The sequence below is a fragment of the Pseudoclavibacter helvolus genome (assembly GCF_014191305.1).
Lineage (GTDB): Bacteria > Actinomycetota > Actinomycetes > Actinomycetales > Microbacteriaceae > Pseudoclavibacter > Pseudoclavibacter helvolus.
The window spans coordinates 208,705-229,857 of sequence record NZ_JACHWJ010000003.1; the positions used below are offsets into that span (position 1 = coordinate 208,705).

The window sequence follows — 21,153 nt, forward strand, 5'->3', positions numbered from 1 at the left end:
CAGGGAGGCCAGTCGTGACCCAGGAGAATCTCGCGGTTGTTGCCCACGGGAAGGGCGACCTTCGGCTCGACGGGCTGCCGGAGCCTGCGCCAACTGCAGACCAGGCCGTCATCGCGATCGCCTACGGCGGCGTGTGCGGGTCCGACCTGCACTACTGGATGCACGGGGCCGCGGGGGAGTCGATCCTCCGCGACCCGCTCATCCTCGGCCACGAGATCGTCGGCACCGTTCTCGAAGCCGCGGCTGACGGCAGCGGCCCCGCGGCCGGCCAGCGAGTGGCGGTCCACCCCGCGACGCCTGGCGACGACGGCGTGACGCCCTACCCGGCCGACCGGCCGAACCTCTCGCCTGCCGGTACCTACCTCGGTTCGGCCGCGCGCATCCCGCACACGCAGGGAGCGTTCGCGCGTCGAGTCGCCCTGCCGGCGCGCATGCTCCGCGTGCTGCCGGAGGGCCTCGACCTCAAGCTTGCCTCGCTCGCAGAGCCCGCCGCCGTCGCCTGGCACGGCGTGGGACAGGCGGGCGACGTGCGAGGCAAGCGTGTGCTTGTCATCGGCGCTGGTCCCATCGGCGCGCTTGTCGTCGCCGTGCTGAAGCACCACGGCGCGGCCGAGATCATCGCGAGCGACCTCCACGAACTGCCACTCTCGATCGCGACTGAGCTCGGGGCCCACCGCGTCATCAACGCGCGAGACGCCGACGCGATCGCCGCAGTGCATGCCGACGTCGTCATCGAGTCGTCCGGCACGGTTCCGGGGCTCGCCAGCGCGATCCGTGGCGCCGGTCGTGGGGGACGGGTTGTCCTGCTCGGCCTGCAGCGCAGCGGCGAGGTGCCGGCGCTGCTCTCGCTCGCGATCACCCGCGAGCTCACGCTCGTCGGCTCGTTCCGCTTCGGCGACGAGATCGACGCCGTCATCGAGGCGCTCGCCGACGGGTCGTTGGTCGTTGATGCCGTACTCACGCACGAGTTCCCCGTCGAGCAGGCGCTCGACGCGTTTGCCGTCGCGGGCGACGCGTCGAAGTCATCGAAGGTGCTGCTCTCGTTCGCTTCCGAGGGCACCGGCCCGGCAGCAGAGGGGGCACTCTCGTGAGCTGTGATCAGACCGAGCGGCAGGCGCGCGCAACCACAGCCGCGCATCCCGCCCTCGCGTACCCGCCCATGATCGTCATGGGCGTGCAGGGCACGGGGAAGACGACGATCGGCTCGGCGCTGGGGGAGCGGCTCGGCGTGACGTTCATCGACAGCGACGACCTGCATCCGCCCGCTAACAAGGCCAAGATGGCGGCGGGCACTCCACTCGAGGACGAAGACCGCGTGCCGTGGCTCAAGATCGTCGGTGCGACGATCGTCGCGAACGCCGCCGAGGGGCGCACGACGATCGTCGCGTGTTCCGCGCTCAAGCGCTGGTACCGGGAGCTGCTGCGCTCGAGCGTGCCAGAGCTGCAGTTCATCCACCTGGCCGGTCAGCGCGACCTCGTCGCGTCCCGCCTCGCGACGCGGCAGCACGAGTTCATGCCGACGACCCTGCTCGACAGCCAGTTCGAGGTGCTCGAGCCGCTCGCGCCGTGGGAGGCCGGAGTTGTCGTGCCCGTGGCCGGAACGCCCGCGGAGATCGTGGATGTGGTCGCCGAGTACCTCGCGCGGCCCGCGCCCTCCGGAGATTCCGAGGCCTGAGGCCGCGCCGTCAGAGCTCGACCTTCACCGTGCTCGCGAAGTCGGAGCCGGTGGCATCGACCAGCGCATCCACGAGTGGGTGCCACGGCCGCGTGTTCGGCCCGGACAGCACCAGCTGCCGCGGCCTACGCGCCGTGAGTGGGCGCATCAGGAGGTCGCCGGGGAGCATCCCGCGGCCCAGTGAGGGGATGACGGCGACGCCCATGCCCTGCTGCACCATGCGGAACATCGTGCTCATCTCGCGCACTCGGTGCGAGAACACGTAGGGCAGACCGAGCTCGTCGTGCATCTTCTTCACGTGCGTCTCGCACCCGCCGGTCGACACGATGAGGCCGTCCTCGTCGAGCTCATCGAGCGGGATGGAGTCCTGCTGCGCGAGCGGATGGTCGGCAGGTACCAGCGCAGCGAACTCATCCGTCGCGACGAGGAGTCCTCCAGGCGGAACGGGGGACGGCTCGACCAGGACGGCGGCGTCGACGAGTCCCGCCTCCAGCCACTCCGGCATCTCCTCGTCGTCGCCCTCGTAGATCGACACGGCGATGCCCGGCAGCCGCGCAGACCACAGGGCGAGCAGGTCAGGCACGAGCCCCTGGCACACGGTGGCCACCGCGCCGAGTCGGACGGTGCCCGCCAGCGTCTCGTCCCGGCGCACGGCGCTCTCCAGGGCGGAGACGGAGGCGAGGGCCGCCCGCGCGTGCTCGATGACACCCTGGCCGAGCGCGGTGAGGGCGATCCCACCGTCGCGTCGGAGGACGCGACCGCCGACGGCCTTCTCGAGCCCGGTCACGGAGTGCGAGATCGCCGACTGCCCGACGCCGAGCTCGGCGGCGGCATCTGTAAAGGATGCACGGTCAACGACCGTGACAAGGGCGCGGAGCTGGGCGATGGTGACGGTCATGAGTTCTCTTCATGTGGGAATGAGCCGAATGCATTTGCCTCATGCGGGGGTGCGGCCAACAATAAGTCCCATGAGACCTTCCGGCAACACCCGAGACGCGGGTAACACGCGCGGCACCGTCGCCGCCTTTGTGGTCCTGTCGCTCGTGTGGGGTGCGAGCTTCCTCTTCATGAAGGTCGGGCTCGAGGGGCTGAGCCCCGCGCAGCTTGTCCTCGGCCGCCTCACGCTCGGGGCCGCAGCGCTCATTGCGATCATGCTGGTCACGCGCCGACGCTGGCCACGGGGTCGGACGATCTGGGTGCACATGCTTGTCGTGTCCCTCGCGCTTGCGGTTGTGCCCTACTCGCTCTTCGCCTGGGCGGGCCAGTACATGCCGAGCAGCCTCTCGAGCATCTACAACGCGACGACGCCCATCATGACGTTGCTGCTCATGCCGCTTGTACTCGTCGGCGAGCGGCTCACGCGCACGCAGGTTGTCGGGCTCGTCGTGGGGCTCAGCGGTGTCGTCGTGCTCGCGGCGCCCTGGCAGCTCGTCGGCGTCGGCCAGTCGCCAGAGCTGCTGCCCGCGCAGCTCGCCTGCCTCGGTGCCACCATCTCCTACGGCTTCGCCGGACTCTACATGCGCCGGTTCCTCACCAACTCGGGCTATGACACGATCACGCTGTCGACCGTCCAGATTGGCCTGGCTGCCGTCATCGTCTGGCTTCTCGCGCCCTTCACCGCGCGGGGCGAGGTCTCCATCGATCTGCCGGTGTTCCTGGCCGTCGCCGGTCTCGGGGTGCTCGGGACCGGGTTCGCCTACATCTGGTACAACCGCATCCTGCGCGACTGGGGCCCGGCGCGCGCATCCACCGTGACCTACCTTTCACCGGTGGTCGGGGTTGTCCTCGGTGTCGTGGTGCTCGGCGAGTCGGTGCACTGGAACCAGCCGCTCGGCGGCCTCATTGTCGTGGTCGGCGTGCTCGCGAGCCAGGGGCGCATGCCAGGGATGCGCGCGCTGAGCCGGCGGAATCGGGTCGATGTCGAGGCGCCCGGGGCCGTTGTTCCGGCGGCTCCGAAACCGCGGGAATAGATCCGCACGCGCTACGTTGTATGCATATGCATGGAGTTGGGACTCAGGATCCTTCCCCCTCCCGGACCCACCGGCCCCGTGCATCCACAACGAAAGGGCTGATCATGCAGTTCGGAATCTTCTCCGTCAGCGACATCACGCGCAACCCGGTCACCGGCGAGACGCCGAGCGAGGCCGAGCGCATCGACGCGATCGTCAAGATCGCCCAGAAGACCGAAGAGGTCGGCCTCGACGTTTTCGCGATCGGCGAGCACCACAACCCGCCGTTCTTCTCCTCCTCGCCCGCCGTGCTGCTCTCGCACATCGCGGCGCTCACGAAGACGCTGCGCGTCTCCACGTCGACGACCCTCATCACGACCAACGACCCCGTGCGCATCGCCGAGGAGTACGCGATGCTGCAGCACCTGTCGAAGGGACGCATGGACCTCATGCTCGGCCGCGGCAACACCGCCCCTGTCTACCCGTGGTTCGGCAAGGACATCCGCTCCGGGCTTCCCCTCGCCCTCGAGAACTACAACCTGCTGCACCGCCTCTGGCGCGAGGACGTCGTCGAGTGGGAGGGCAAGTTCCGCACGCCGCTGCAGGGCTTCACCTCCACGCCGCGCCCCCTCGACGACGTGGCGCCCTTCGTGTGGCACGGTTCGATCCGCACCCCGGAGATCGCCGAGCAGGCCGCCTTCTACGGCGACGGCTTCTTCGCGAACAACATCTTCTGGCCGAAGGAGCACTACATGCGCCTCATCGACTTCTACCGCCAGCGCTACGAGCACTACGGCCACGGCAAGGCGTCGCAGGCGATCGTCGGGCTCGGCGGGCAGGCGTTCATCGCCAAGAACTCGCAGGACGCGAAGGACCAGTTCCGCCCCTACTTCAACGAGGCACCCGTCTACGGCCACGGCCCGCGCATGGAGGACTTCATGCAGCAGACCCCGCTGTCGGTTGGCAGCCCTCAGGAGGTCATCGACAAGACGCTGACCTTCCGCGAGCACTTCGGCGACTACCAGCGCCAGCTGTTCCTCATGGACCACGCGGGCCTGCCGCTCGGCATGGTCCTCGACCAGCTCGAGCTGCTCGGCTCCGAAGTGGTGCCCGTGCTGCGTCGCGAGCTCGAAGCGCTGCGCCCCGCCGAGGTGCCGGACGCCCCCACGCACGAGTCGCTCGTGCTCGCCAAGTACGGCGACGCGGCTCCTCGCCAGCCTCGCCCCAACGAGAACCGCGGCGACAACGTCACCGGCTCCTCGCCCTACCAAGACACCGAGCTCGTCGCGTAGCTCCCGAAGTGGATGCGCGGGGCCGGCCCCGCTGGCTGGCCCCGCGCATCCGCTCGTCTTCTCACTCTTCGACTCGCACACGTTCGGAAGGACTCCCATGACCAACGCACAAGGCGCCTACCGGGTCGTCGTCGTCAACGCAGGCATCAGCGACCCGTCGTCAACCAAGCTCCTCGCAGACCGCATCGAGCGCGGAGTCGCGAAGCTCGCCGCCACACGAGGCCGCGACGTTGTATCGACGCACATCGATCTACGGCTCCTCTTGCCAGAGCTCCCCGCCGCCCTCGGCTCGCAGAGCTTCGGCCCCCAGTTCGAGCGCGCGATCGCGGCGCTCCGCGACGCGGACGGCATCATCGCGGCGGCTCCCGTCTACAAGGCCGGGCCGAGCGGTCTCTTCACGTCGTTCTTCCAGACCCTCGACAACGACCTCCTCATCGCCAAGCCGGTTGTGCTCGCGGCAACTGCCGGCACCGCCCGTCACGCGCTTGTCGTCGACGAGCAGATGCGGTCGATGTTCGCGTACCTGCGCAGCATGACCGTGCCGACGTCGCTCTTCGCCTCAACCGAGGACTGGCAGGACTCCGGCCTCGGCTCCCGCATCGAGCGTGCATCCGTCGAGCTGCTCGCACTCATGGAAGCCGGAATCGAGCAGACGATCCGCGGCGACAACTGGGGTGGCTACCAGCACGAGCTTGGCAGCGCTGGCGGAACAGAGCTCGGCATCGAGCTCAACTCCGACCTCATGCGGATGGCAGCCGGCGGCGGCGCCGCGTAGTCCCCGCGCCGCCTCGTCCGGGCTCGCGTCCCTCCCGTTCTCACGACTCGGGGTCGCCGGCCGTGCCGTGCGGTCGGTGGAGGCACAACCGACAGCTCCGGCGCAGAGGGGCCGGTCAGGTGCGACCGCGAGACTTGGCAAATGACTGCTCAGAGCAAGGCCTTCGGCAAGCGCGCGATTCTCTCGACCAGCCAGGGGGTGCTGACCGCCGTCTACTACTCGACCCCCGACTTCATCCCTTCGAAGTTGGCTCGCGGTGTCGTGAAGACGGCGATCACGCTCGGCGTCACCGGGCTGGCAGTTTTGGAGTACCGCGACGAGAAGCAGGCGGCGGTGCAGCGAGGTGACCTCCTCGCGCAGCCCGCGGCGCAGGCTCCCGGCGAGCTCATCGGCGGGCCGAGCGATCGGAACGACGAGCCGCACCCGGCTGAGGGTCGGCGTGACGGAGGTGGCACGGGCTCGCAGGAGGGGTTCTCTGACTTCTGGCTCTCGCTCACGCCGGCACGGCGTGCGGGGCTGAGCGGCCTCGGCATCGCGGGTGCGATCGCGACGGCCGCCGGAATCGCTGCCGCCGAGCGTGGCATCTACAGGTTCAGCGAGCGCCGGGCAGAGCGCGGGGTCGTCGCCGCACATACCAAGACAGGCCTCGTCATCAGCGGTCTCACGACGCTGCTTGCGCTCATCCCGCCGCCCAAGGACAAGTAGCGCGGGGCCCGTGACCGCCGCGCGTTTCCGGATGGCCTCCACGCATGCAGATGGCTTGCAACCCCTCTGCGTGCGCGAAAGCCATCCGAATCCGCGTCGGGCGGCGCGGTGGGCCGGGCCGAAGGCCTAGAAGCCGGCGAGCACCTCGTCGATGATCGCCATGCCGCGGCGTGCGTCCGCGTCGGTGATGACGGCGGGCGGGACAACGTGGATGCGGTTGTCGGCGATGAACGGCAGGAGCCCCCGGGCGACGAGCTGCGACTTGATGGTCGCCATGTCGGCGGCTGCGAGCGGGGCACGCGTCGCGGGGTCGCTCACGAGCTCGACCGCCCAGAAGACTCCCTTGCCGCGCACCTCGCCGACGACGTCGTGGCGGGAGGCGAGGTCGTGCAGTGCTGGGCCGATGACCTCCCGGCCGAGGCGGGCCGCGTTCTCGACGATGCCCTCCTCTTCCATGGTCTCGAGCGTCGCGACGATGGAGGCCGCTGCGAGCGGGTGCCCCGAGTAGGTGAGGCCTCCGGGGAAGACCTGCTCGTCGAAGTGCGCGGCGATCTCCTCGGAGATGACAACGCCGCCGACCGGCACGTAGCCGGAGTTGACGCCCTTCGCGAAGGTGATGAGGTCTGGGCGAACGTCGTAGGCGTCGAACGCGAACCACTCGCCCGTTCGCCCGAAGCCGGCCATGACCTCGTCGAGGATCAGGCGCACGCCATAGCGGTCGCAGATCTCGCGCACGCCCGCGAGGTAGCCGGGTGGTGGCAGGAGCACGCCGGCGGTGCCCGGGATGCTCTCGATCAGGATCGCGGCGACCGAGGCCGGCCCCTCCGCCTGGATAACGCGCTCGAGGTGGTGCAGGGCGCGCGAGCTCTCCTGCTCGGCTGTCTCCGCCCAGAACTCCGAGCGGTACAGGTACGGCCCGAACGCGTGCACGTGGCCGCGCGCGTACTCGTTCGGGATGCGGCGCCAGTCGCCGGTCGCGACGATCGCCGAGCCCGTGTTGCCGTGGTAGCTGCGGTACAGCGAGACGACCTTGTCGCGACCCGTCGAGAGGCGGGCCATGCGGATGGCGTTCTCGATCGCATCCGCTCCGCCGTTCGTGAAGAACACCTTCGAGAAGCCCTCCGGGGCGTGCGACAGGATGAGCTTGGCGGCCCGTGCCCTGGTCTCGTTGGCGTGGGCCGGTGCGATCGTGACGAGCTGTGCCGCCTGCTCCTGGATGGCGGCGATGACCTTCGGGTGCTGGTATCCGATGGTGACGTTCACGAGCTGGCTCGAGAAGTCGAGGTACTCGTTGCCGTCGAAGTCCCACAGCTTCGCGCCCTCGCCGCGCGCGATGGGGAGCGGCGTTATCTTCCCCTGGGCCGACCAGGAGTGGAACACCGAGGCGAGGTCGCGCTCGCGGACGTCGGCGTTGCTGAGGGAGGTGCTGAGGGCTGAAGCGGTCATGCATCCACTTTGGAGCCGCGGATGCACCGAGTCGGTCAGCAAATCGGTGAGAATGGGTGCCATGACTCGACAAAAGCGCCAGAACGCTCTGGCGGACAGGGGGCTGTCATGAGTGTCACGCTGCGCGAGCTTGTGGAGGAGACCGAGTTCAAGCTGCGGGTGCTGCACGCCGCTGACGGGGGTGCGCTGGACCGCCCGCTCGTCTGGGCGCATAGCTCCGACTTGGTCGACCCCACCCCGTGGCTCGAGGCAGGCCAACTGCTGCTCACCGACGGGATGCAGTTCGCGGTGCCCGAGGCTCTGGGGTCGGATGGCACGACGGACCTCTCCGATGCTGGCTCGCGCTCTCCCGTCTCCGCGACCGCCACGGTTCGCTTCCAGTCGCTCGCCAGCGAGGACGTCTTCGACGCATACGTGGCGCGGTTGCGAGAGGCCGACGTTGCGGTGCTCGGCTTCGCGACCGAGGTCATCCACGCGGCCGTTCCCGCCGACCTCGTCGCTGCGTGCCGGCGCCACGGGCTGACGCTCGTCGAGGTCACCGAGCGCACCCCGTTCATCGGCATCATCCGTTACCTCGCCGACCAGCGTGCACTCGAGCAGCGCGCGCGGCTCGAGTGGTCGCTGCAGGCGCAGCGCAAGCTCGCCAGGGCGGCGCTCAGGCCGGGTGGTCTCGGCGCGATTCTCGTCGAGCTCGAACGGCAGTTGGAGAGCTGGGTTGCGCTGTACGACTCGACCGGACTCCGCGTCGAGGCGCAGACGCGCATCCAGGTACCGGAGACCGAGGCCCCCGAAGTCGAACGGATGGTGCAGAGCCTGCTCGCGCGCGGCGGCCGTTCCGGCGCGCGGCTGCACGGCGAGGGTGGGGACGTGACCCTGCAGACGGTCGGCCAGCACGGACAGCTGCGCGGGGTGCTCGCGGTCGGAGGACGCGCGCCCCTCGACCTCGCGGGCAACGACCTGGTTGCGAGCGCCATCGGCCACGCGTCGATCGCGCTCGAGCAGAACCGGGAACTGGATGCGGCGCGCGGGCACCTGCGGGTTGGCCTGCTCGAGCTGCTGCTCGCGGGTGAGATGGAGGTCGCGACGCGGACGGCGGGGACGGTGTGGGGAAAGCTGCCGGAGGCCCCGATCAGAGTCACTCAGGTGCGAGGCGGCGAGCCGGGGCAGGCGCTCCTCGACCGGCTCGAACGACTGGCGGGTTCCGGCGGCGAGCCGTTGTTCTTCGCTGCGCGGGAGCAGGAGCTCATTGCGATCGTGCCAGCGGCGGGCGGTGCGAACCTCTTCGAGGCGTTGAACGACGCAGGTTTCTCGGCTGGGGCTTCCGCGCCAGGCGGTTGGCCCGAGTTGCCCCGTCTCCTGTCCGAGGCGCGCAAGGCCGCAGAGCGCAGCACCCCCACTCGGCCGTTGGTGCGATTCGAAGAGCTCGCCACGACGGGGATGCTCGGGGCGCTCGAGGCCGCGGATGGTCGGGTCACCGCCCGCCGGGTCCTGCAGCCGCTGCTCGAGCACGGTGAACAGGGGCTGCTGCTGCTGGAGACGCTCGCGGCCTGGACTGAGGGGAACTGCGCGTGGGATCCGGTCGCGAAGTCGCTTGGCATCCACCGGCACACGCTGCGCAGCCGCGTGTCGACGGCCGAGCAGCTCCTCGGCGTCGACCTGCAGACCTTCGCCGGCCGCGCCGAGGTGTGGGCCGCGATGCGGCTCCTCGACGAGGCGTGACGCGCTTCGTCGTGACTGCGTGACTGCGTGACTGCGTGACTGCGTGACAGCGGCTACCGCTCGTCGCGGAGTCTCGCCGCGAGCTGCCGCATGCTGATGGCCCGCTTCTGCCAGAACGTCCACATCCCGAACCACACGAATGGCGTCAGGAGCCCGGCACTCACCTTGAGCTGGTCGCGGTAGAGGGTGCGCCCGCCCGGCAGCGGCGCAACCACCATGGTGTGCTCGAAGGTCGTCATGACGGCGAGCAGCCCTGACTCGGGGTACCCGCGGTCGCGGAGCTCGTGCATCCCGTTCCCCAGCTCGCGGTACTGGCCGTCGATCACCTGCGTGCCGATCGGCACGACGCCGAGCAAACTGATCTCGACGCGGTGCGGGCTGTCTGGCGACCAGCGTTCCGGGAAGCCGCCGGGCTCGAGCGAGCGCACCTCGGCGAGGGGAGCGGCGACGGACCGGAACGCCTCGGGGCGCTGCAAGGCGTCGGCGAGGAGTTCGGTGGGGCAGTCGAGCTCGAGCTTCAGGAGGATGCGCACGGACGCATCCTCCCGCGCGTTCCCGCACGGCACCTGCACGAGCAGCTGGTCATAGTTGTGGCGTTGTGCGGTTGGCTCGCGGGCCAACCACACAACGCCACAACCCTGGGGCGCAGGGCCCCCAGCTGGCTAGTCGTGCTGGGCTGGTTAGTCGTTTTCGGGGAAGCCGAGGTTGATGCCGCCGTGCTTGGCGGGGTCGAGCCAGCGGCTGGTGACGGCTTTCTCGCGGGTGTAGAAGTGGAAGCCTTGGAGGCCGTAGGCCTTGCTGTCGCCGAAGGCGGAGTCTTTCCATCCGCCGAAGGAGTAGTAGGCGACGGGGACGGGGATGGGCACGTTGATGCCGATCATGCCGACCTGGATCTCGTTCTGGAAGCGGCGGGCGGCGCCGCCGTCGTTGGTGAAGATCGCGGTGCCGTTGCCGAACTGGCCGGTGTTGATGAGCTCAACGCCTTCCTCGAAGCTCTTGACGCGGACGATGCCGAGGACGGGGCCGAAGATCTCTTCCGTGTAGGCGCGGCTGGTGGTGGGGAGGTTGTCGATGAGGGTCGGTCCGAGCCAGAACCCGCCGTCCGCGCCTTCGGCCTGGATGGTGCGGCCGTCGACGAGGACGTCGGCGCCGTCGTCTTTCGCGATCTGGATGTAGGAGGCGATCTTGTCGCGGTGTACTTCCGACACGATGGGGCCCATGTCGGGTTCCTTGTGGGTGTCGGTGGGGGTGCCGTCACCGATGCGGAGCTTCGCGATGCGCTCGGTGACTTTCTCGATGAGCTTGTCGGCGACGGGTTCGATCGCGAGGACCACGCTGATGGCCATGCATCGCTCGCCCGCGGACCCGTAGCCGGCGTTGATGGCCTGGTCGGCGACGAGGTCGAGGTCCGCGTCTGGGAGCACGAGCATGTGGTTCTTCGCGCCGCCGAGCGCCTGGACGCGTTTGCCGTTCTTGGACGCGGTTTCGTAGATGTACTGCGCGATCGGGGTCGAGCCGACGAACGAGATCGCGGCGACGTCGTCGTGGTTCAGGAGGCCATCGACGGCTTGCTTATCGCCGTGGAGGACGTTGAAGACACCGTCGGGAAGGCCCGCTTCTTTCCAGAGTTCGGCGAGCCAGATCGCGGCGGATGGGTCCTTCTCGGAGGGCTTGAGGACGACGGTGTTGCCGACGGCGATCGCGATGGGGAAGAACCACATGGGGACCATGGCGGGGAAGTTGAAGGGGCTGATGATGCCGACCACGCCGAGGGCTTGCTTGATGGAGAACACGTCGACGCCGGTGGAGGCGTTCTCGGTGAAGTCGCCCTTCATGATGTGGGGGAAGCCGGTCGCGAGTTCCACGACCTCGAGGCCGCGCTGGATCTCGCCAGCGGCGTCGGAGACGACCTTCCCGTGCTCGGACGTGATGATGCGGGCGAGCTCGAACTTCCGCTCGTTCAGCAACTCACGGAAGCGGAACAGCACTCCCTGGCGCTTCGCGACGGATGCGTTCGACCAAGCAGGGAACGCGGCCTTCGCCGCGGCGACGGCCGCGTCGATCTCCGCCTGCTCCGCCAGCGCGACCTGCGCGGTGGCCACACCGAGCGCGGGGTTGAAGACGGGCGAAGTGCGGGTGGGGGTCGCTGTCGCGAGGGCGCCGTCGATCCAGTGCTGGATCGTGGGAAGGGCAGAGTCCACGTGATACTCCTCGGGCTTGCTGAGCTGGGCTGGGCTGGTGGGGCTGACTGTGTCTGCTGAACAGAAGCAAGGTCAGACTACGGACGGCCACCGACGCTCGAGTGGCGGCTTTGTAGAGGCGCTCGGCGCTATTCGACCAAACTGGCAACACGTTTTGCGTCAGACTGGCACGGAGAACACGACCGAGCCGAGGAGCAAAATGTCCAAGTACCGAGTGCAGAATCCCGCAACTGGCGAGGTCGTCGAGACCTTCGACGACGCGACGGATGCGCAGATCGAGCAGGCCGTAGCGAGTGCCGACTCGGTCTACCGTGAGTGGCGGGAGCGCAGCGTCCAGGACCGCGCGGCCGTCGTGAGGCGCGTCGCAGCGATTTTCCTCGAGCGCAAGGACGAGCTCGCGAACCTCATCGCGGTCGAGATGGGCAAGTCCGTGCAGGAGTCGATCGACGAGGTCGAGTTCGCGGCATCGATCATCGACTACTACGGCGTCCACGGCCCGAGCTTCATCACCGACTACGAGATCCCGAGCACGGTTCCAGGTAAGGCGTTCATCGAGCACCGTCCGGTGGGCACGCTCCTCGGGGTCATGCCGTGGAACTTCCCGTACTACCAGGTGGCCCGCTTCGCCGCCCCGAACCTCGTGCTCGGCAACACCATCCTGCTCAAGCACGCCGACATCTGCGCGCGGTCCGCCCTGACCATCCAGGAGATCATGGAGGAGGCGGGTGTTCCTGTCGGCGGGTACCAGAACATTTTCGCGTCGCACGACCAGATCGCGACGCTCATCGCGGACGACCGCGTGCAGGGCATCTCGCTGACGGGCTCGGAGCGTGCGGGCGCCATCATCGGCGCGCAGGCGGGCAGCAACCTGAAGAAGTGTGTGCTCGAGCTCGGCGGCATCGACCCGATGGTGGTGCTCGACTCCGACGACGTCGCATCCGTCGCGAAGCAGGCGTGGGACTTCCGCGTCTACAACGTCGGCCAGGTCTGCAACTCGAACAAGCGGCTCATCGTCATGGACGACATCTACGACGAGTTCGTGGCGGAGCTGAAGAAGCTCGCGACCGGCCTCGTGCCTGGGGACCAGCTGGATCTCGGTGACGGCGAGTTTGCGCCCATGTCGAGCCGAGCGGCCGCCGAGACGGTTGACGCTCAGGTGCAGAAGGCGGTCGCGGAGGGTGCGACGCTCGAGGCCGGCGGCGTGCTGTCGGATGGGCCGGGCTCCTACTACTCGCCCGCCGTGCTCACTGGCGTTCCGCGCGACTCCGAGTCCTACGGCGTCGAGATCTTCGGCCCCGTCGCGACCGTGTACCGGGTCTCCAGCGACGAGGAGGCACTCGAGCTCGCGAACGACTGCGCGCTTGGCCTCGGCGGCTCCGTCTTCTCGACGGACGAGGCCCGCGCGACTCGCGTCGCGCAGCGTCTCGAGGTGGGCATGGCACACGTGAACACGATCGCGGCCGAGGCCGCCGAGCTGCCGTTCGGCGGGGTCAAGAACTCCGGATTCGGGCGCGAGATGGGCCCCATCGGCATCGGGGAGTTCGCCAACAAGCGCCTCTTCTTCGTCTCGGCTTGAGTGGATGCGGGGCGGGCTGTGCAGCAGCCCGTCCCGCGTTTCCTGCGGGGACCCGCGCATCCACCTGTGGAAAAGTCGCGCGGGCCGCGCCTCGAGCGGTCATGATGGAGATATGGAAGACGAGCAACTCATCACCGTCCTGAGCGACGAGGAAAGCCGCGAGCTCCTGAGCGCCACGACGTTCGGGCGTATCGCGTTTGCACTGAACAGCCGCGTGGAGATCTACCCGCTCAACATCGCCTACAGCGAAGGCAGCGGTAGCGAGAGCGCTGGCGAGATCGTCTTCAAGTCGGCGCCGGGCTTCAAGCTCGCCGGTGCGTCCATCGCCAAGGAGGTCGTGTTCCAGGCGGATGCGCTCGGCGACGGCTTCGCGACGAGCATCGTCGCGCGTGGTGAGGCGCGTGTGCTGAGCACGGAGTCTGAGCTCGAGTGGGCAGCTGGGCTCGACGTCAGCCCCCTCATCGCGACCCCCAAGAACGAGTACGTCGCCATCAGGGTGGTGGAGGTCTCCGGGCGTCGCTATGTCACGGGCGAAGAGCTCGAGCCCCTCATCGACACCGTCGCCTAGGCGTGGGAGACACTGCACTGGGCAGGGTAGTGGCCGGCGCTGAGCCTGACCCCGTCGACCGGCTCATCCTCGACGAGGCCGCAGCACTCGGTGGCCCGAGCTCGCCGCTCGCCGTTGTCGGCGACGCCACTGGTGCGCTCGCCGTCGCCGCCGCGGAGCGCTTCGACCTCGACGTCGTACGCACCTTCCACGACTCCGTCACCGACGAGCGGGCAAGTGATGAAGCGGTGCGAGCCAGCTTCCGTTCGCTTCAGGCCGTGCGCTTTGGGCTCGAGCCGGCCCTGTTCGAGGGGGTGCGGCTCGTGCTGTTGCGGCTCCCGAAGTCGCTCGCCGAGCTCGACGAGATCGTCCGCCTGGTTGCCGCGCACGCGCATCCTGACGTTCGGATCGTCGCGGGAGGCCGCATCAAACACATGAGCCGCGGCATGAACGAGACGTTGGAGCGCTCGTTCAGCGAGGTCTCTGCGAGCCTCGGCAGGCAGAAATCGCGAGTGCTGCACGCGAGCGCGCCGAGGGCCGAGCTGCTCGGAGCCGAGTCGGGGTACCCGATCGTGCAGAACTCCGACGAGCTCGGGTTCGCGATCGCGAGCCACGGCGGGGCCTTCGCGGGTCCTCGTCTCGACCTCGGCACGCGCGAGCTCCTCGCAGTGCTGCAGTACCTGCCCGCGGACGCGCTGCCCGAGGACGGCCTTGCCGTCGACCTCGGCTGCGGCACCGGTGTGCTCGCTGTCGCGGTGGCAAGACTCAGGCCGCAGCTCGAGGTCATCGCAAGCGACCGTTCCTGGGCGGCCGCCGCCTCTGCCCGCGAGACGATCCGCCTCGCCGGGGTCGGGGACAGGGTCGAGGTCCGCCGCGAAGATTCTGGCTCGAGCATCGAGACGGGCACGGTCGACGTCGTGCTGCTCAACCCGCCGTTCCACGACCGTCACGAGGTCGTCGAGGACATGGCGCATCCGCTGTTCGAGCAGGCGGCGCGGATGCTGAAGCCGGACGGGAGCATGCTGACGGTGTTCAATTCCGGCCTCGCGCACCGTGCCGCGCTCGAGCGAATCGTGGGTCAGAGCAGGCAGATCGCGCGGGGCGCGAAGTTCACGGTGGTGATCAGCCACAAACGTGTCTGATTGTCGCCCAAATGCGCGCCACGCGAGGGCATCCGTTCGGTAGGCTGATGATCTGAACCGGAGGCGCTATGACCGATCTCATCCACATGCTCCGCGACTGGATGCCTAAGCAGCGGTGGTACTCGGGCGGGGAGGGCCGGGCGCCGCAGCTCACCCACCTCGGTAGCTACGTGCTCGCGAACCCGAACGGCGAAGCTGGCGTGCACCTTGTGACCGTGCCGTGCATCCTCGATTCCTCCGGCGACGAGCCGGTCGTGTACCAGGTCCCGACCGTGCTTCGCGAGGTAGATGCGCGAGTGCCTGCCCTCGGCTACATCGGGTCGATCAGCAACGCGTCGGGGCGTGTGAGCGCCGTCGTCGACGGGCCGCACGACATTGCCTTCGCGAAAGCGCTCCTCACGCTCCTCGAGCGCGAGGGACATGCGCCAGGGGCCGGCGGACGCAGCGACATCGCCGCTTATGGGTTGCCGATGCCCGGAGCGGTCGTCGGAAGTTTCGTGACGAGCCGCGTGCTGTCTGGTGAGCAGTCGAATACCTCGATCATCTGCGAGATGCGCCTGCCCGATGGCAGTGACGCGGCACCGCTCATCCTCAAGGTCTTCCGCATGCTGCACGACGGCGAGAACCCGGAGGTCACGCTGCAGTCGGCGCTCGCCGCTGCCGGCTCCGTGCGCGTGCCGCCAGCCATCGGCCACCTCTCGGGGTACTGGCCGGACCCGCGGGCACGAGACGGCCGAGCATCCGGCAACTTCGTGTTCGCTCAGGAGTTCCTGCCGGGTGTCGAGGATGCGTGGCGTGTGGCCCTGCGCGCGGCCGAGACGGGCGACGACTTCGGCGACGCCGCCTACACGCTCGGCGAGGCGACCGCTGAGGTGCACCGCACGTTGCGCGAGGTGCTGCCGAGCGTCGAATCGACCGTGCCGAAGGTGCAGGCCGAGGTGGCCGCCATGCGTCAGCGCTTGGACGCGGCGATCGCCGTCGCGCCGGCCCTGGAGCGCCTGCGCGGGGCAGCGGAAGAGGTGTACGCGCACGCCGCAGACATGCACTGGCCCAGGTTGCAGCGAGTGCACGGCGACCTGCACCTGGGGCAGGTGCTTGCCGTTCAGGACCGCGGTTGGGTGTTCCTCGACTTCGAGGGGGAGCCGCTGCGCACCATCGAGCAGCGCAACACGGCGGATGCACCGCAGCGCGATATCGCTGGCATCCTTCGGTCGTTCGACTACGTCGCGGGCTCGCTCGAGATGACAACCGGGCGCAATGTCGCTGGCGACTGGGCAGCGCGGGCGCGTCAGTCATTCCTCAACGGATACGCGGCCGCCGTCAGCGGCGAGGCCAGGGTCGGGCGCCACACGGGCGCGATCACGCTCGAGGGGCGGGCCGCTCGTCGGCAGGCCGAGGACGCTCACGATGCCGCAGACGCCCGCGAACTTGCCGGTGCGGCCGGCGGCAGCGGCGGCAGGTCGCTCGAGGACCGTCCGTTGAGCGCCGCGGAAGCCGCCGCGCTCATCAGGGTGTTCGAACTCGACAAGGCCCTGTACGAGGTCATCTACGAGGCATCCCAGCGGCCAGCATGGTTGAGGATCCCCGTCAGGGCCGTGCAGCGCATCCTCGCCTAAGGCGGCAGCGGCAGGCGCAGGTGCAATTGCAGCTGCAGTCGCGGCGGCGGCGCTTCCGGGGTCCGCGGTTCGGGTTGTCCCTGGATGCCCGTGCCGTGCCCGTGCATGTCCTCGTCGAGGTCGAGGTTATCCACAGATTCGCCAGCTCATCGTTTGGGTTGCCGCCGCACGACTACCTTCGCGAGTACGCAATCGGAAGGATGTATGTGCCGAGCAAGGACACGTTCAACAGTTCGCCTGGCGACCCGCGCGGGGTGCCGAGTACCGGAGGCTACTCACCCGAGGTCTACGACTTGTTGCTTGATGCGGGCGGTCGGCTGGCGGCGTTCTACGCCGCGAAAGCCGCTCGTGCACGAAACGCTCCCGAATACCGGCGTTGGCAGAACAAGCTCGCCGCGCTGCGCGAGGAGATCGCCGACGTCGACGCTCAGTCGAACGTGAGCGTCGTCGGCAAGCGCAATGAGCTTCTCGAGCGCTATCGAGTCGAGACGAGCGGCAGCGAAAGCAGCGGAACGGCGCGAGGCGCAAGCTGATCGACATGGAGACGCGGGCTCCGAGGACACCCACGACGAGAGGACGACCATGACCGACGAAGCGAACAGCGACCCCGTCGACGACTACGACCCCATGATTTACGACGCCATGCGTGAAGCCGCGAATCGGCTTGGCGGGCTGTACATGGAGCGCTGGCACTTGGCGACGAACGAAGCGGAGAAGGAAAAGTGGCTCTCCCTCAACCACCGAGTGTGGCGTGAATCGCGCGATATCGACCCGGGTTCTCTTGACGATGTGCAACGCGCCCGCGCTGACTTTGTGGCGCGTTTCAGGGTCGAGGAACTGTGATGTTCCGCGACGAACTGAGTCGCGAGGAGCTTGTCGAGATCTTCGACCGATCTATCAGCGACAAGTTGAAGACAGAGTCCGCAGTTCCGGACCCGACGTTCGTCCTGGTTGGAGCCCAACCCGGTGCGGGGAAGACACGTGTCGTTGCGCTGGCCGAGCGCGCTCACTCTGGCGCCGTTGCCGTGGTTGGTGACGACTTCCGCCAGTTCCATCCCGACTATGCGCGCCTCATGCGGGAGGAGCCACTGCGCATGCCCGAGGTGACGGCGCAGGCAGCTGGCGCGTGGGCGCGCATGTCGAGCGACTATCTGCGGGAGCGGCAGGCGTCGGTTGTCTTCGAGACGACCTTCAGGCAGCCCGATGCGGTCGTGGCGACGGCCAAGGAGTTCCGGGATGCGGGCTACCGAGTTGAGGTTCGGGCGCTCGCGGTTCCCGAGGCGGTGTCGCGCCTCGGCGTGCTGTCGCGCTACGCGGAGCAGGTGCGTGACCAGGGCGTCGGTCGTTGGACTCCTCAGGCGTTCCACGACGCCGCCGCCGAGCAGATGCCCAAATCGCTGGAGCGAGTCATCGCCGAGGGACACGTCGACAGGGTGCTTGTCGTCGATCGCGCCGGCCGCGCCGTGTACACCGCAGATATCGAAGCGACAGCCGCGAGCTCGCCAGGCGCGCGAGACGGAGCCGAAGCCCGCACCGCCGTCGACGCCGGGAGGCGGATCGAAACCCTCGACAGCGAGGCGGCGCGAACCTGGCTTGGCACCTTCGAACGAGACGCGAACTTCGTCCTCGACCGCGCCGACCTCGGCAGCGACGTGGTCGCCACCATCGATGACCTCCGCCGAGACGGCGACCGAATCGCCAGGCTCGCGCACGAACAGGGCAGCCCCTCGCTCACCGCAGCGGAGTCGAACCTCGCCGTCCTCGGGGTCCGCACCAGCGCCGCGCGGGAGCTCCTCGAACGCAACGAGCAGCAGCTGAAGGCGGGCGCAACAGGCGAACCCTTCCGCGCCGAGCAACTGGGCCAGAGCCGCAACCGCATCACAAACACGCAGCTCCACTCGGAGCTTCAGACGCAGCTCAGCACGAACCTCGGCCGAAACACCAGCACCAAGCTCCAAGCCAACCCGCAACAGCTCTTGGACTCAGCCCGCAGTCGAACCGAGCAGCCGACACTCGACCACGGCCGCTGACGCCGGAACCGCCAAACCCGGAACGGCTGACCTCGGAACACTGAACCTGGAACGGCTGCCCGCTGCAACACTGCCCCCGGAACACCGCGCCCGCAACACCGGGGACGTGCGTCCGCCGAAGCTGCGTCGGATCAGCCGACCCGGCGCAGCTCCGGCTCCCGCACCTTCAGGAACGGCGCGTACGGCAGCATGAAGCGCTGCGCGACGCGGGCTAGCGCCCCCGCATCGGGAGCCAGCTCCACCTCGGCGCCATCGCCCATGAGGACCGCCGCCATGTTCTGCTTCGCGGTTGTGCCCCACTGCTCGAGGATCGTCGTATGCCCCGTCAGCAGGTCGCCCAGTGACAGCGGCGCGCCGGCCGACCGCTTCTCCTGAGCCGCACCGAGCACGCCCGTCTCCAGCCTCACCACTCCGGGCGTGCTCGCGGGGTCTGCGCCATGGCCGAAATGGCCCGCCCGCCCCAGGAATGGGAGATGCACGTTGATGCCGAGGATCAGTCCCACCGACGGATCCACGGGAGCCAGCAGCGAATAGTGCGGAACACGGGCCGACGCCGGCAGGTCGTCAAGCGACGTCACCCCGTGCCCGAGGCCAGCGCTCGACACGTGCACAACCCGATCGACGCGCATCCCCAGCGACATAGCGCGCCCCGTGACCCCGCCGCCGAAGCTGAAGCCGAACGCCGTCAACGCAACACGTCCGTCGCGCGGAATCGAGTTCACGAACGTTCCGAGCTTGCGAGCCAGACCGTCGGCCATCGCTGCCGACAGCGCCAACGGCCCGCGCGGGAACCGGCCGCCCTGCCACACAACAAGCCCAGCCTTGCCTGCCGGCGCGAGCTTCAGCAGCTCCGACATCGTGTGCGCCTTGCCCTCGAAGTCCAGCAGGCGAGCTTCGTTGCCGGGCACGAACACACCTACCGATGTGACGCCCTCTGCAAAGGGAGACGCCAGCGGATCCTCCGACTCTGAGATCGCTGGCCCCACGTATTCGACGATCGAGTCCCGCTCGGGATCGAACGCCAGCACGAACCTCGGCTTGCCTCCGCGATCGACAAAACCACGCCCGCTGTGCAGTTCCTTGAGCTGGTGCACAAGCCGTTCGCGGTCTCGCAGCTCGCCCCGGCTCGCATCCGCCAAGATGCTCTTGATCTCGCCGCCCGCAAACGCGCTCGCGCTGCCAAGGGCCCGCTCGATGGATGCTCCGGACTCGAGCGCGTTGATGGCCCGCCCGAGAGATTCTCGGTTCGCCCGCACGCGCACCGCCCACGGGATGCCGTCGAGGTTTCCGACGAGCAGCGGCACCTGCTTGAGCAGGCGGCTGTGCTCGGCGTCGGGGAGCGAAGCCCACCACTCGCGCGTCGTCGCAGCGGAAGGTGGTGCGTTGAGGACGCGGCGCAGTCGCCCGCGCGATATGGGCCTCGACTCGATCAGGCGGGTGAGGTCAGCAAAAGAAGAACGGGCTCGCACGCAGAAAGCGTAGCGAGCCCGTCCGACAATTCACGAAGCGAATCGGCCAGTCACGCGGGCATCGATCAGCCCACGTGACAGGCGCGAATCAGTAGTACTCGCCCTGGCGGAAGTCCCAGCTGTTGAACGACTCAGCGAGGATCGCCATGATGCGGTTGATGTCGAGGCCCTTGCGGATCACGACGGGCGCGGGGGAGATGGAGCGCTGGCCGCCCTGCTCGGGGATGAGCGTGCCATCGGCGTCGACCATCGAGATCATGACGCCCTGCTCGTGACGCGTCTCCGTCGTCGCTTCAGGCTGGATCGATGCGACGTAGTCGTTGGCCTCGATGATGAGGTCAGCGCGGTCGTGGATGCGCTCGCCGATGCCCTCGACGAGTCCGCGGTTGCCCTTGCCGGAAGGGTTTGCGGAGCTCGCGAACGCGAAGCGCCCGTGGTTCTCGTAGAGCTCCTTGGCGAGCTTCTCGCCGGGGACGCCGAACTTGATGACGAAGCAGCTCGTACCGCGGCCGTCCATCATGAGTTCCTTCGTGCCGTCATCCGGGAGGGCCGCGACGGCCTCTTCCTTCCAAGGCAGGATGCAGCCGAGGAGGATGTCGTCGTTCCAGTGACGCTCGTAGAACGCGTCGATCTCAGGCGTGAGCTGCGCGAGGGCCCGAAGCTGCTCGAGCGAACCGCAGAGCACAACACCTGGCTTGTTGCGGTTGCGCTCCTTCGCCTCGAACTTGCGCTCGAGTCCCTCCTTGTCGGAGGTCATGATGATGTAGCCGACCTTCGTCGGGACGACGACGAGTCCGCCGTCTCCCGTGAGGATCTCGACGGCTTCTGGCTGCACGTCGCCGTTCCACGCGATCAATTTGCTGTCCATGGCTGCGTTTCTCTCGAAATTGGTGCTCGGGCTCGTCGAGCCGGAGTGAACTGTTGCGTCCGCTTGGGTCGCGTCGAGGATCGATCTTACTTGGTGTTGGCACGCGGCCAGGGTCGGCCGAGCCCACGCCCGTAGGGTTGAGG

At 68.4% G+C, this 21,153-nt stretch carries 21 protein-coding genes; 14 read left to right on the forward strand and 7 right to left on the reverse strand.

Going from position 1 to position 21,153, the window contains the following annotated elements; genetic code table 11:
• Nucleotides 1–14: 14 nt before the first annotated feature.
• Together FHX72_RS10655 and FHX72_RS10660 are read left to right on the forward strand one after the other, a co-directional pair.
• Nucleotides 15–1,091: an L-idonate 5-dehydrogenase gene (locus tag FHX72_RS10655; RefSeq protein WP_183624957.1), complete on the forward strand. Its 1,077-nt coding sequence runs from the start codon at nt 15–17 to the stop codon at nt 1,089–1,091.
• The gene (locus FHX72_RS10660; RefSeq protein WP_338110111.1) at nt 1,088–1,675 is read left to right on the forward strand and encodes a gluconokinase; all 588 of its coding nucleotides are present in this window, start codon (nt 1,088–1,090) and stop codon (nt 1,673–1,675) included. The genes FHX72_RS10655 and FHX72_RS10660 overlap by 4 nt, the downstream gene beginning before the upstream one ends.
• 10 nt (nt 1,676–1,685) lie before the next feature.
• Here the strand turns inward: FHX72_RS10660 and FHX72_RS10665 are convergent, their stop codons facing one another.
• The gene (locus tag FHX72_RS10665; protein WP_183624959.1) at nt 1,686–2,573 is read right to left on the reverse strand and encodes a LysR family transcriptional regulator; all 888 of its coding nucleotides are present in this window, start codon (nt 2,571–2,573) and stop codon (nt 1,686–1,688) included.
• Between the two features lie 70 nt (nt 2,574–2,643).
• On the opposite strand from FHX72_RS10665, the gene FHX72_RS10670 reads away from it, so the two are divergent.
• The 4 genes from FHX72_RS10670 (at nt 2,644) to FHX72_RS10685 (ending at nt 6,396) form a co-directional block, all read left to right on the forward strand.
• Nucleotides 2,644–3,645 carry a DMT family transporter gene (locus FHX72_RS10670; protein ID WP_183624962.1) on the forward strand — a complete coding sequence of 334 codons (1,002 nt, stop codon included), beginning with the start codon at nt 2,644–2,646 and terminating at the stop codon, nt 3,643–3,645.
• A 104-nt stretch (nt 3,646–3,749) separates the two neighbouring features.
• Nucleotides 3,750–4,916 (forward strand): LLM class flavin-dependent oxidoreductase, encoded by a 1,167-nt coding sequence (locus tag FHX72_RS10675; protein WP_183624964.1) that lies wholly within the window; start codon nt 3,750–3,752, stop codon nt 4,914–4,916.
• Nucleotides 4,917–5,013: 97 nt separating this feature from the next.
• Nucleotides 5,014–5,691, forward strand: coding sequence for a CE1759 family FMN reductase (locus FHX72_RS10680; RefSeq protein ID WP_183624966.1), 678 nt, complete (start codon nt 5,014–5,016; stop codon nt 5,689–5,691).
• Nucleotides 5,692–5,832: 141 nt separating this feature from the next.
• Nucleotides 5,833–6,396, forward strand: coding sequence for a hypothetical protein (locus tag FHX72_RS10685; RefSeq protein WP_183624968.1), 564 nt, complete (start codon nt 5,833–5,835; stop codon nt 6,394–6,396).
• A gap of 126 nt (nt 6,397–6,522) precedes the next feature.
• Here FHX72_RS10685 and FHX72_RS10690 read toward each other — a convergent pair whose 3' ends face one another.
• The gene (locus FHX72_RS10690) at nt 6,523–7,842 is read right to left on the reverse strand and encodes an aspartate aminotransferase family protein (RefSeq protein ID WP_183624970.1); all 1,320 of its coding nucleotides are present in this window, start codon (nt 7,840–7,842) and stop codon (nt 6,523–6,525) included.
• Nucleotides 7,843–7,950: 108 nt separating this feature from the next.
• Between FHX72_RS10690 and FHX72_RS10695 the strand changes: the two genes are divergently transcribed.
• Complete coding sequence (locus FHX72_RS10695; protein ID WP_183624972.1) at nt 7,951–9,561, forward strand: PucR family transcriptional regulator; 1,611 nt, start codon at nt 7,951–7,953, stop codon at nt 9,559–9,561.
• A gap of 53 nt (nt 9,562–9,614) precedes the next feature.
• Here the strand turns inward: FHX72_RS10695 and FHX72_RS10700 are convergent, their stop codons facing one another.
• Nucleotides 9,615–10,094: a hypothetical protein gene (locus tag FHX72_RS10700; RefSeq protein WP_183624974.1), complete on the reverse strand. Its 480-nt coding sequence runs from the start codon at nt 10,092–10,094 to the stop codon at nt 9,615–9,617.
• Nucleotides 10,095–10,241: 147 nt separating this feature from the next.
• Nucleotides 10,242–11,762 carry a CoA-acylating methylmalonate-semialdehyde dehydrogenase gene (locus tag FHX72_RS10705; protein WP_183624976.1) on the reverse strand — a complete coding sequence of 507 codons (1,521 nt, stop codon included), beginning with the start codon at nt 11,760–11,762 and terminating at the stop codon, nt 10,242–10,244.
• A 199-nt stretch (nt 11,763–11,961) separates the two neighbouring features.
• On the opposite strand from FHX72_RS10705, the gene FHX72_RS10710 reads away from it, so the two are divergent.
• The 4 genes from FHX72_RS10710 to FHX72_RS10725 all read left to right on the forward strand — a co-directional run bounded on the left by FHX72_RS10710 (nt 11,962) and on the right by FHX72_RS10725 (nt 16,643).
• Nucleotides 11,962–13,338, forward strand: a complete 1,377-nt coding sequence (locus FHX72_RS10710) for an NAD-dependent succinate-semialdehyde dehydrogenase (protein ID WP_183624978.1) — start codon at nt 11,962–11,964, stop codon at nt 13,336–13,338.
• Nucleotides 13,339–13,450: 112 nt separating this feature from the next.
• A complete protein-coding gene (locus FHX72_RS10715; RefSeq protein ID WP_068480997.1) occupies nt 13,451–13,906 on the forward strand; it encodes a pyridoxamine 5'-phosphate oxidase family protein in 456 nt (151 codons plus the stop codon).
• Nucleotides 13,907–13,908: 2 nt separating this feature from the next.
• Complete coding sequence (locus FHX72_RS19710) at nt 13,909–15,027, forward strand: class I SAM-dependent methyltransferase (RefSeq protein WP_156479618.1); 1,119 nt, start codon at nt 13,909–13,911, stop codon at nt 15,025–15,027.
• 68 nt (nt 15,028–15,095) lie between these two features.
• A complete protein-coding gene (locus FHX72_RS10725) occupies nt 15,096–16,643 on the forward strand; it encodes a maltokinase N-terminal cap-like domain-containing protein (protein WP_183624980.1) in 1,548 nt (515 codons plus the stop codon).
• Here FHX72_RS10725 and FHX72_RS10730 read toward each other — a convergent pair.
• Nucleotides 16,640–16,777, reverse strand: a complete 138-nt coding sequence (locus FHX72_RS10730) for a hypothetical protein (protein WP_183624982.1) — start codon at nt 16,775–16,777, stop codon at nt 16,640–16,642. The genes FHX72_RS10725 and FHX72_RS10730 overlap by 4 nt on opposite strands.
• Nucleotides 16,778–16,849: 72 nt before the next feature.
• Between FHX72_RS10730 and FHX72_RS10735 the strand changes: the two genes are divergently transcribed.
• Genes FHX72_RS10735 through FHX72_RS10745 form a run of 3 tightly spaced genes read left to right on the forward strand, consistent with a single transcriptional unit; the run spans nt 16,850 to nt 18,673 of the window.
• Nucleotides 16,850–17,176, forward strand: coding sequence for a hypothetical protein (locus FHX72_RS10735; protein ID WP_183624984.1), 327 nt, complete (start codon nt 16,850–16,852; stop codon nt 17,174–17,176).
• A 49-nt stretch (nt 17,177–17,225) separates the two neighbouring features.
• Nucleotides 17,226–17,486 carry a hypothetical protein gene (locus tag FHX72_RS10740; protein ID WP_183624986.1) on the forward strand — a complete coding sequence of 87 codons (261 nt, stop codon included), beginning with the start codon at nt 17,226–17,228 and terminating at the stop codon, nt 17,484–17,486.
• Nucleotides 17,486–18,673 carry a zeta toxin family protein gene (locus FHX72_RS10745; protein ID WP_183624988.1) on the forward strand — a complete coding sequence of 396 codons (1,188 nt, stop codon included), beginning with the start codon at nt 17,486–17,488 and terminating at the stop codon, nt 18,671–18,673. Before FHX72_RS10740 ends, FHX72_RS10745 begins: the two co-directional genes overlap by 1 nt.
• 131 nt (nt 18,674–18,804) lie before the next feature.
• On the opposite strand, the gene FHX72_RS10750 is transcribed toward FHX72_RS10745, so the two are convergent.
• Together FHX72_RS10750 and FHX72_RS10755 are read right to left on the reverse strand one after the other, a co-directional pair.
• Nucleotides 18,805–20,142 (reverse strand): hypothetical protein, encoded by a 1,338-nt coding sequence (locus FHX72_RS10750; RefSeq protein WP_183624990.1) that lies wholly within the window; start codon nt 20,140–20,142, stop codon nt 18,805–18,807.
• Between the two features lie 88 nt (nt 20,143–20,230).
• On the reverse strand, nt 20,231–21,010 hold the full coding sequence (locus FHX72_RS10755) for an L-threonylcarbamoyladenylate synthase (RefSeq protein WP_183624997.1): 780 nt from the start codon (nt 21,008–21,010) through the stop codon (nt 20,231–20,233).
• Between the last annotated feature and the right edge of the window lie 143 nt (nt 21,011–21,153).

Coding starts and splice junctions, on each gene's coding strand:
- FHX72_RS10665 (WP_183624959.1), bottom strand. CDS start 2,573: ATGACCGTCACCATCGCCCAGCTCCGCGCCCTTGTCACGGTCGTTGAC.
- FHX72_RS10670 (WP_183624962.1), top strand. CDS start 2,644: ATGAGACCTTCCGGCAACACCCGAGACGCGGGTAACACGCGCGGCACC.
- FHX72_RS10675 (WP_183624964.1), top strand. CDS start 3,750: ATGCAGTTCGGAATCTTCTCCGTCAGCGACATCACGCGCAACCCGGTC.
- FHX72_RS10680 (WP_183624966.1), top strand. CDS start 5,014: ATGACCAACGCACAAGGCGCCTACCGGGTCGTCGTCGTCAACGCAGGC.
- FHX72_RS10685 (WP_183624968.1), top strand. CDS start 5,833: ATGACTGCTCAGAGCAAGGCCTTCGGCAAGCGCGCGATTCTCTCGACC.
- FHX72_RS10690 (WP_183624970.1), bottom strand. CDS start 7,842: ATGACCGCTTCAGCCCTCAGCACCTCCCTCAGCAACGCCGACGTCCGC.
- FHX72_RS10695 (WP_183624972.1), top strand. CDS start 7,951: ATGAGTGTCACGCTGCGCGAGCTTGTGGAGGAGACCGAGTTCAAGCTG.
- FHX72_RS10710 (WP_183624978.1), top strand. CDS start 11,962: ATGTCCAAGTACCGAGTGCAGAATCCCGCAACTGGCGAGGTCGTCGAG.
- FHX72_RS10715 (WP_068480997.1), top strand. CDS start 13,451: ATGGAAGACGAGCAACTCATCACCGTCCTGAGCGACGAGGAAAGCCGC.
- FHX72_RS10725 (WP_183624980.1), top strand. CDS start 15,096: ATGACCGATCTCATCCACATGCTCCGCGACTGGATGCCTAAGCAGCGG.
- FHX72_RS10740 (WP_183624986.1), top strand. CDS start 17,226: ATGACCGACGAAGCGAACAGCGACCCCGTCGACGACTACGACCCCATG.
- FHX72_RS10745 (WP_183624988.1), top strand. CDS start 17,486: ATGTTCCGCGACGAACTGAGTCGCGAGGAGCTTGTCGAGATCTTCGAC.
- FHX72_RS10755 (WP_183624997.1), bottom strand. CDS start 21,010: ATGGACAGCAAATTGATCGCGTGGAACGGCGACGTGCAGCCAGAAGCC.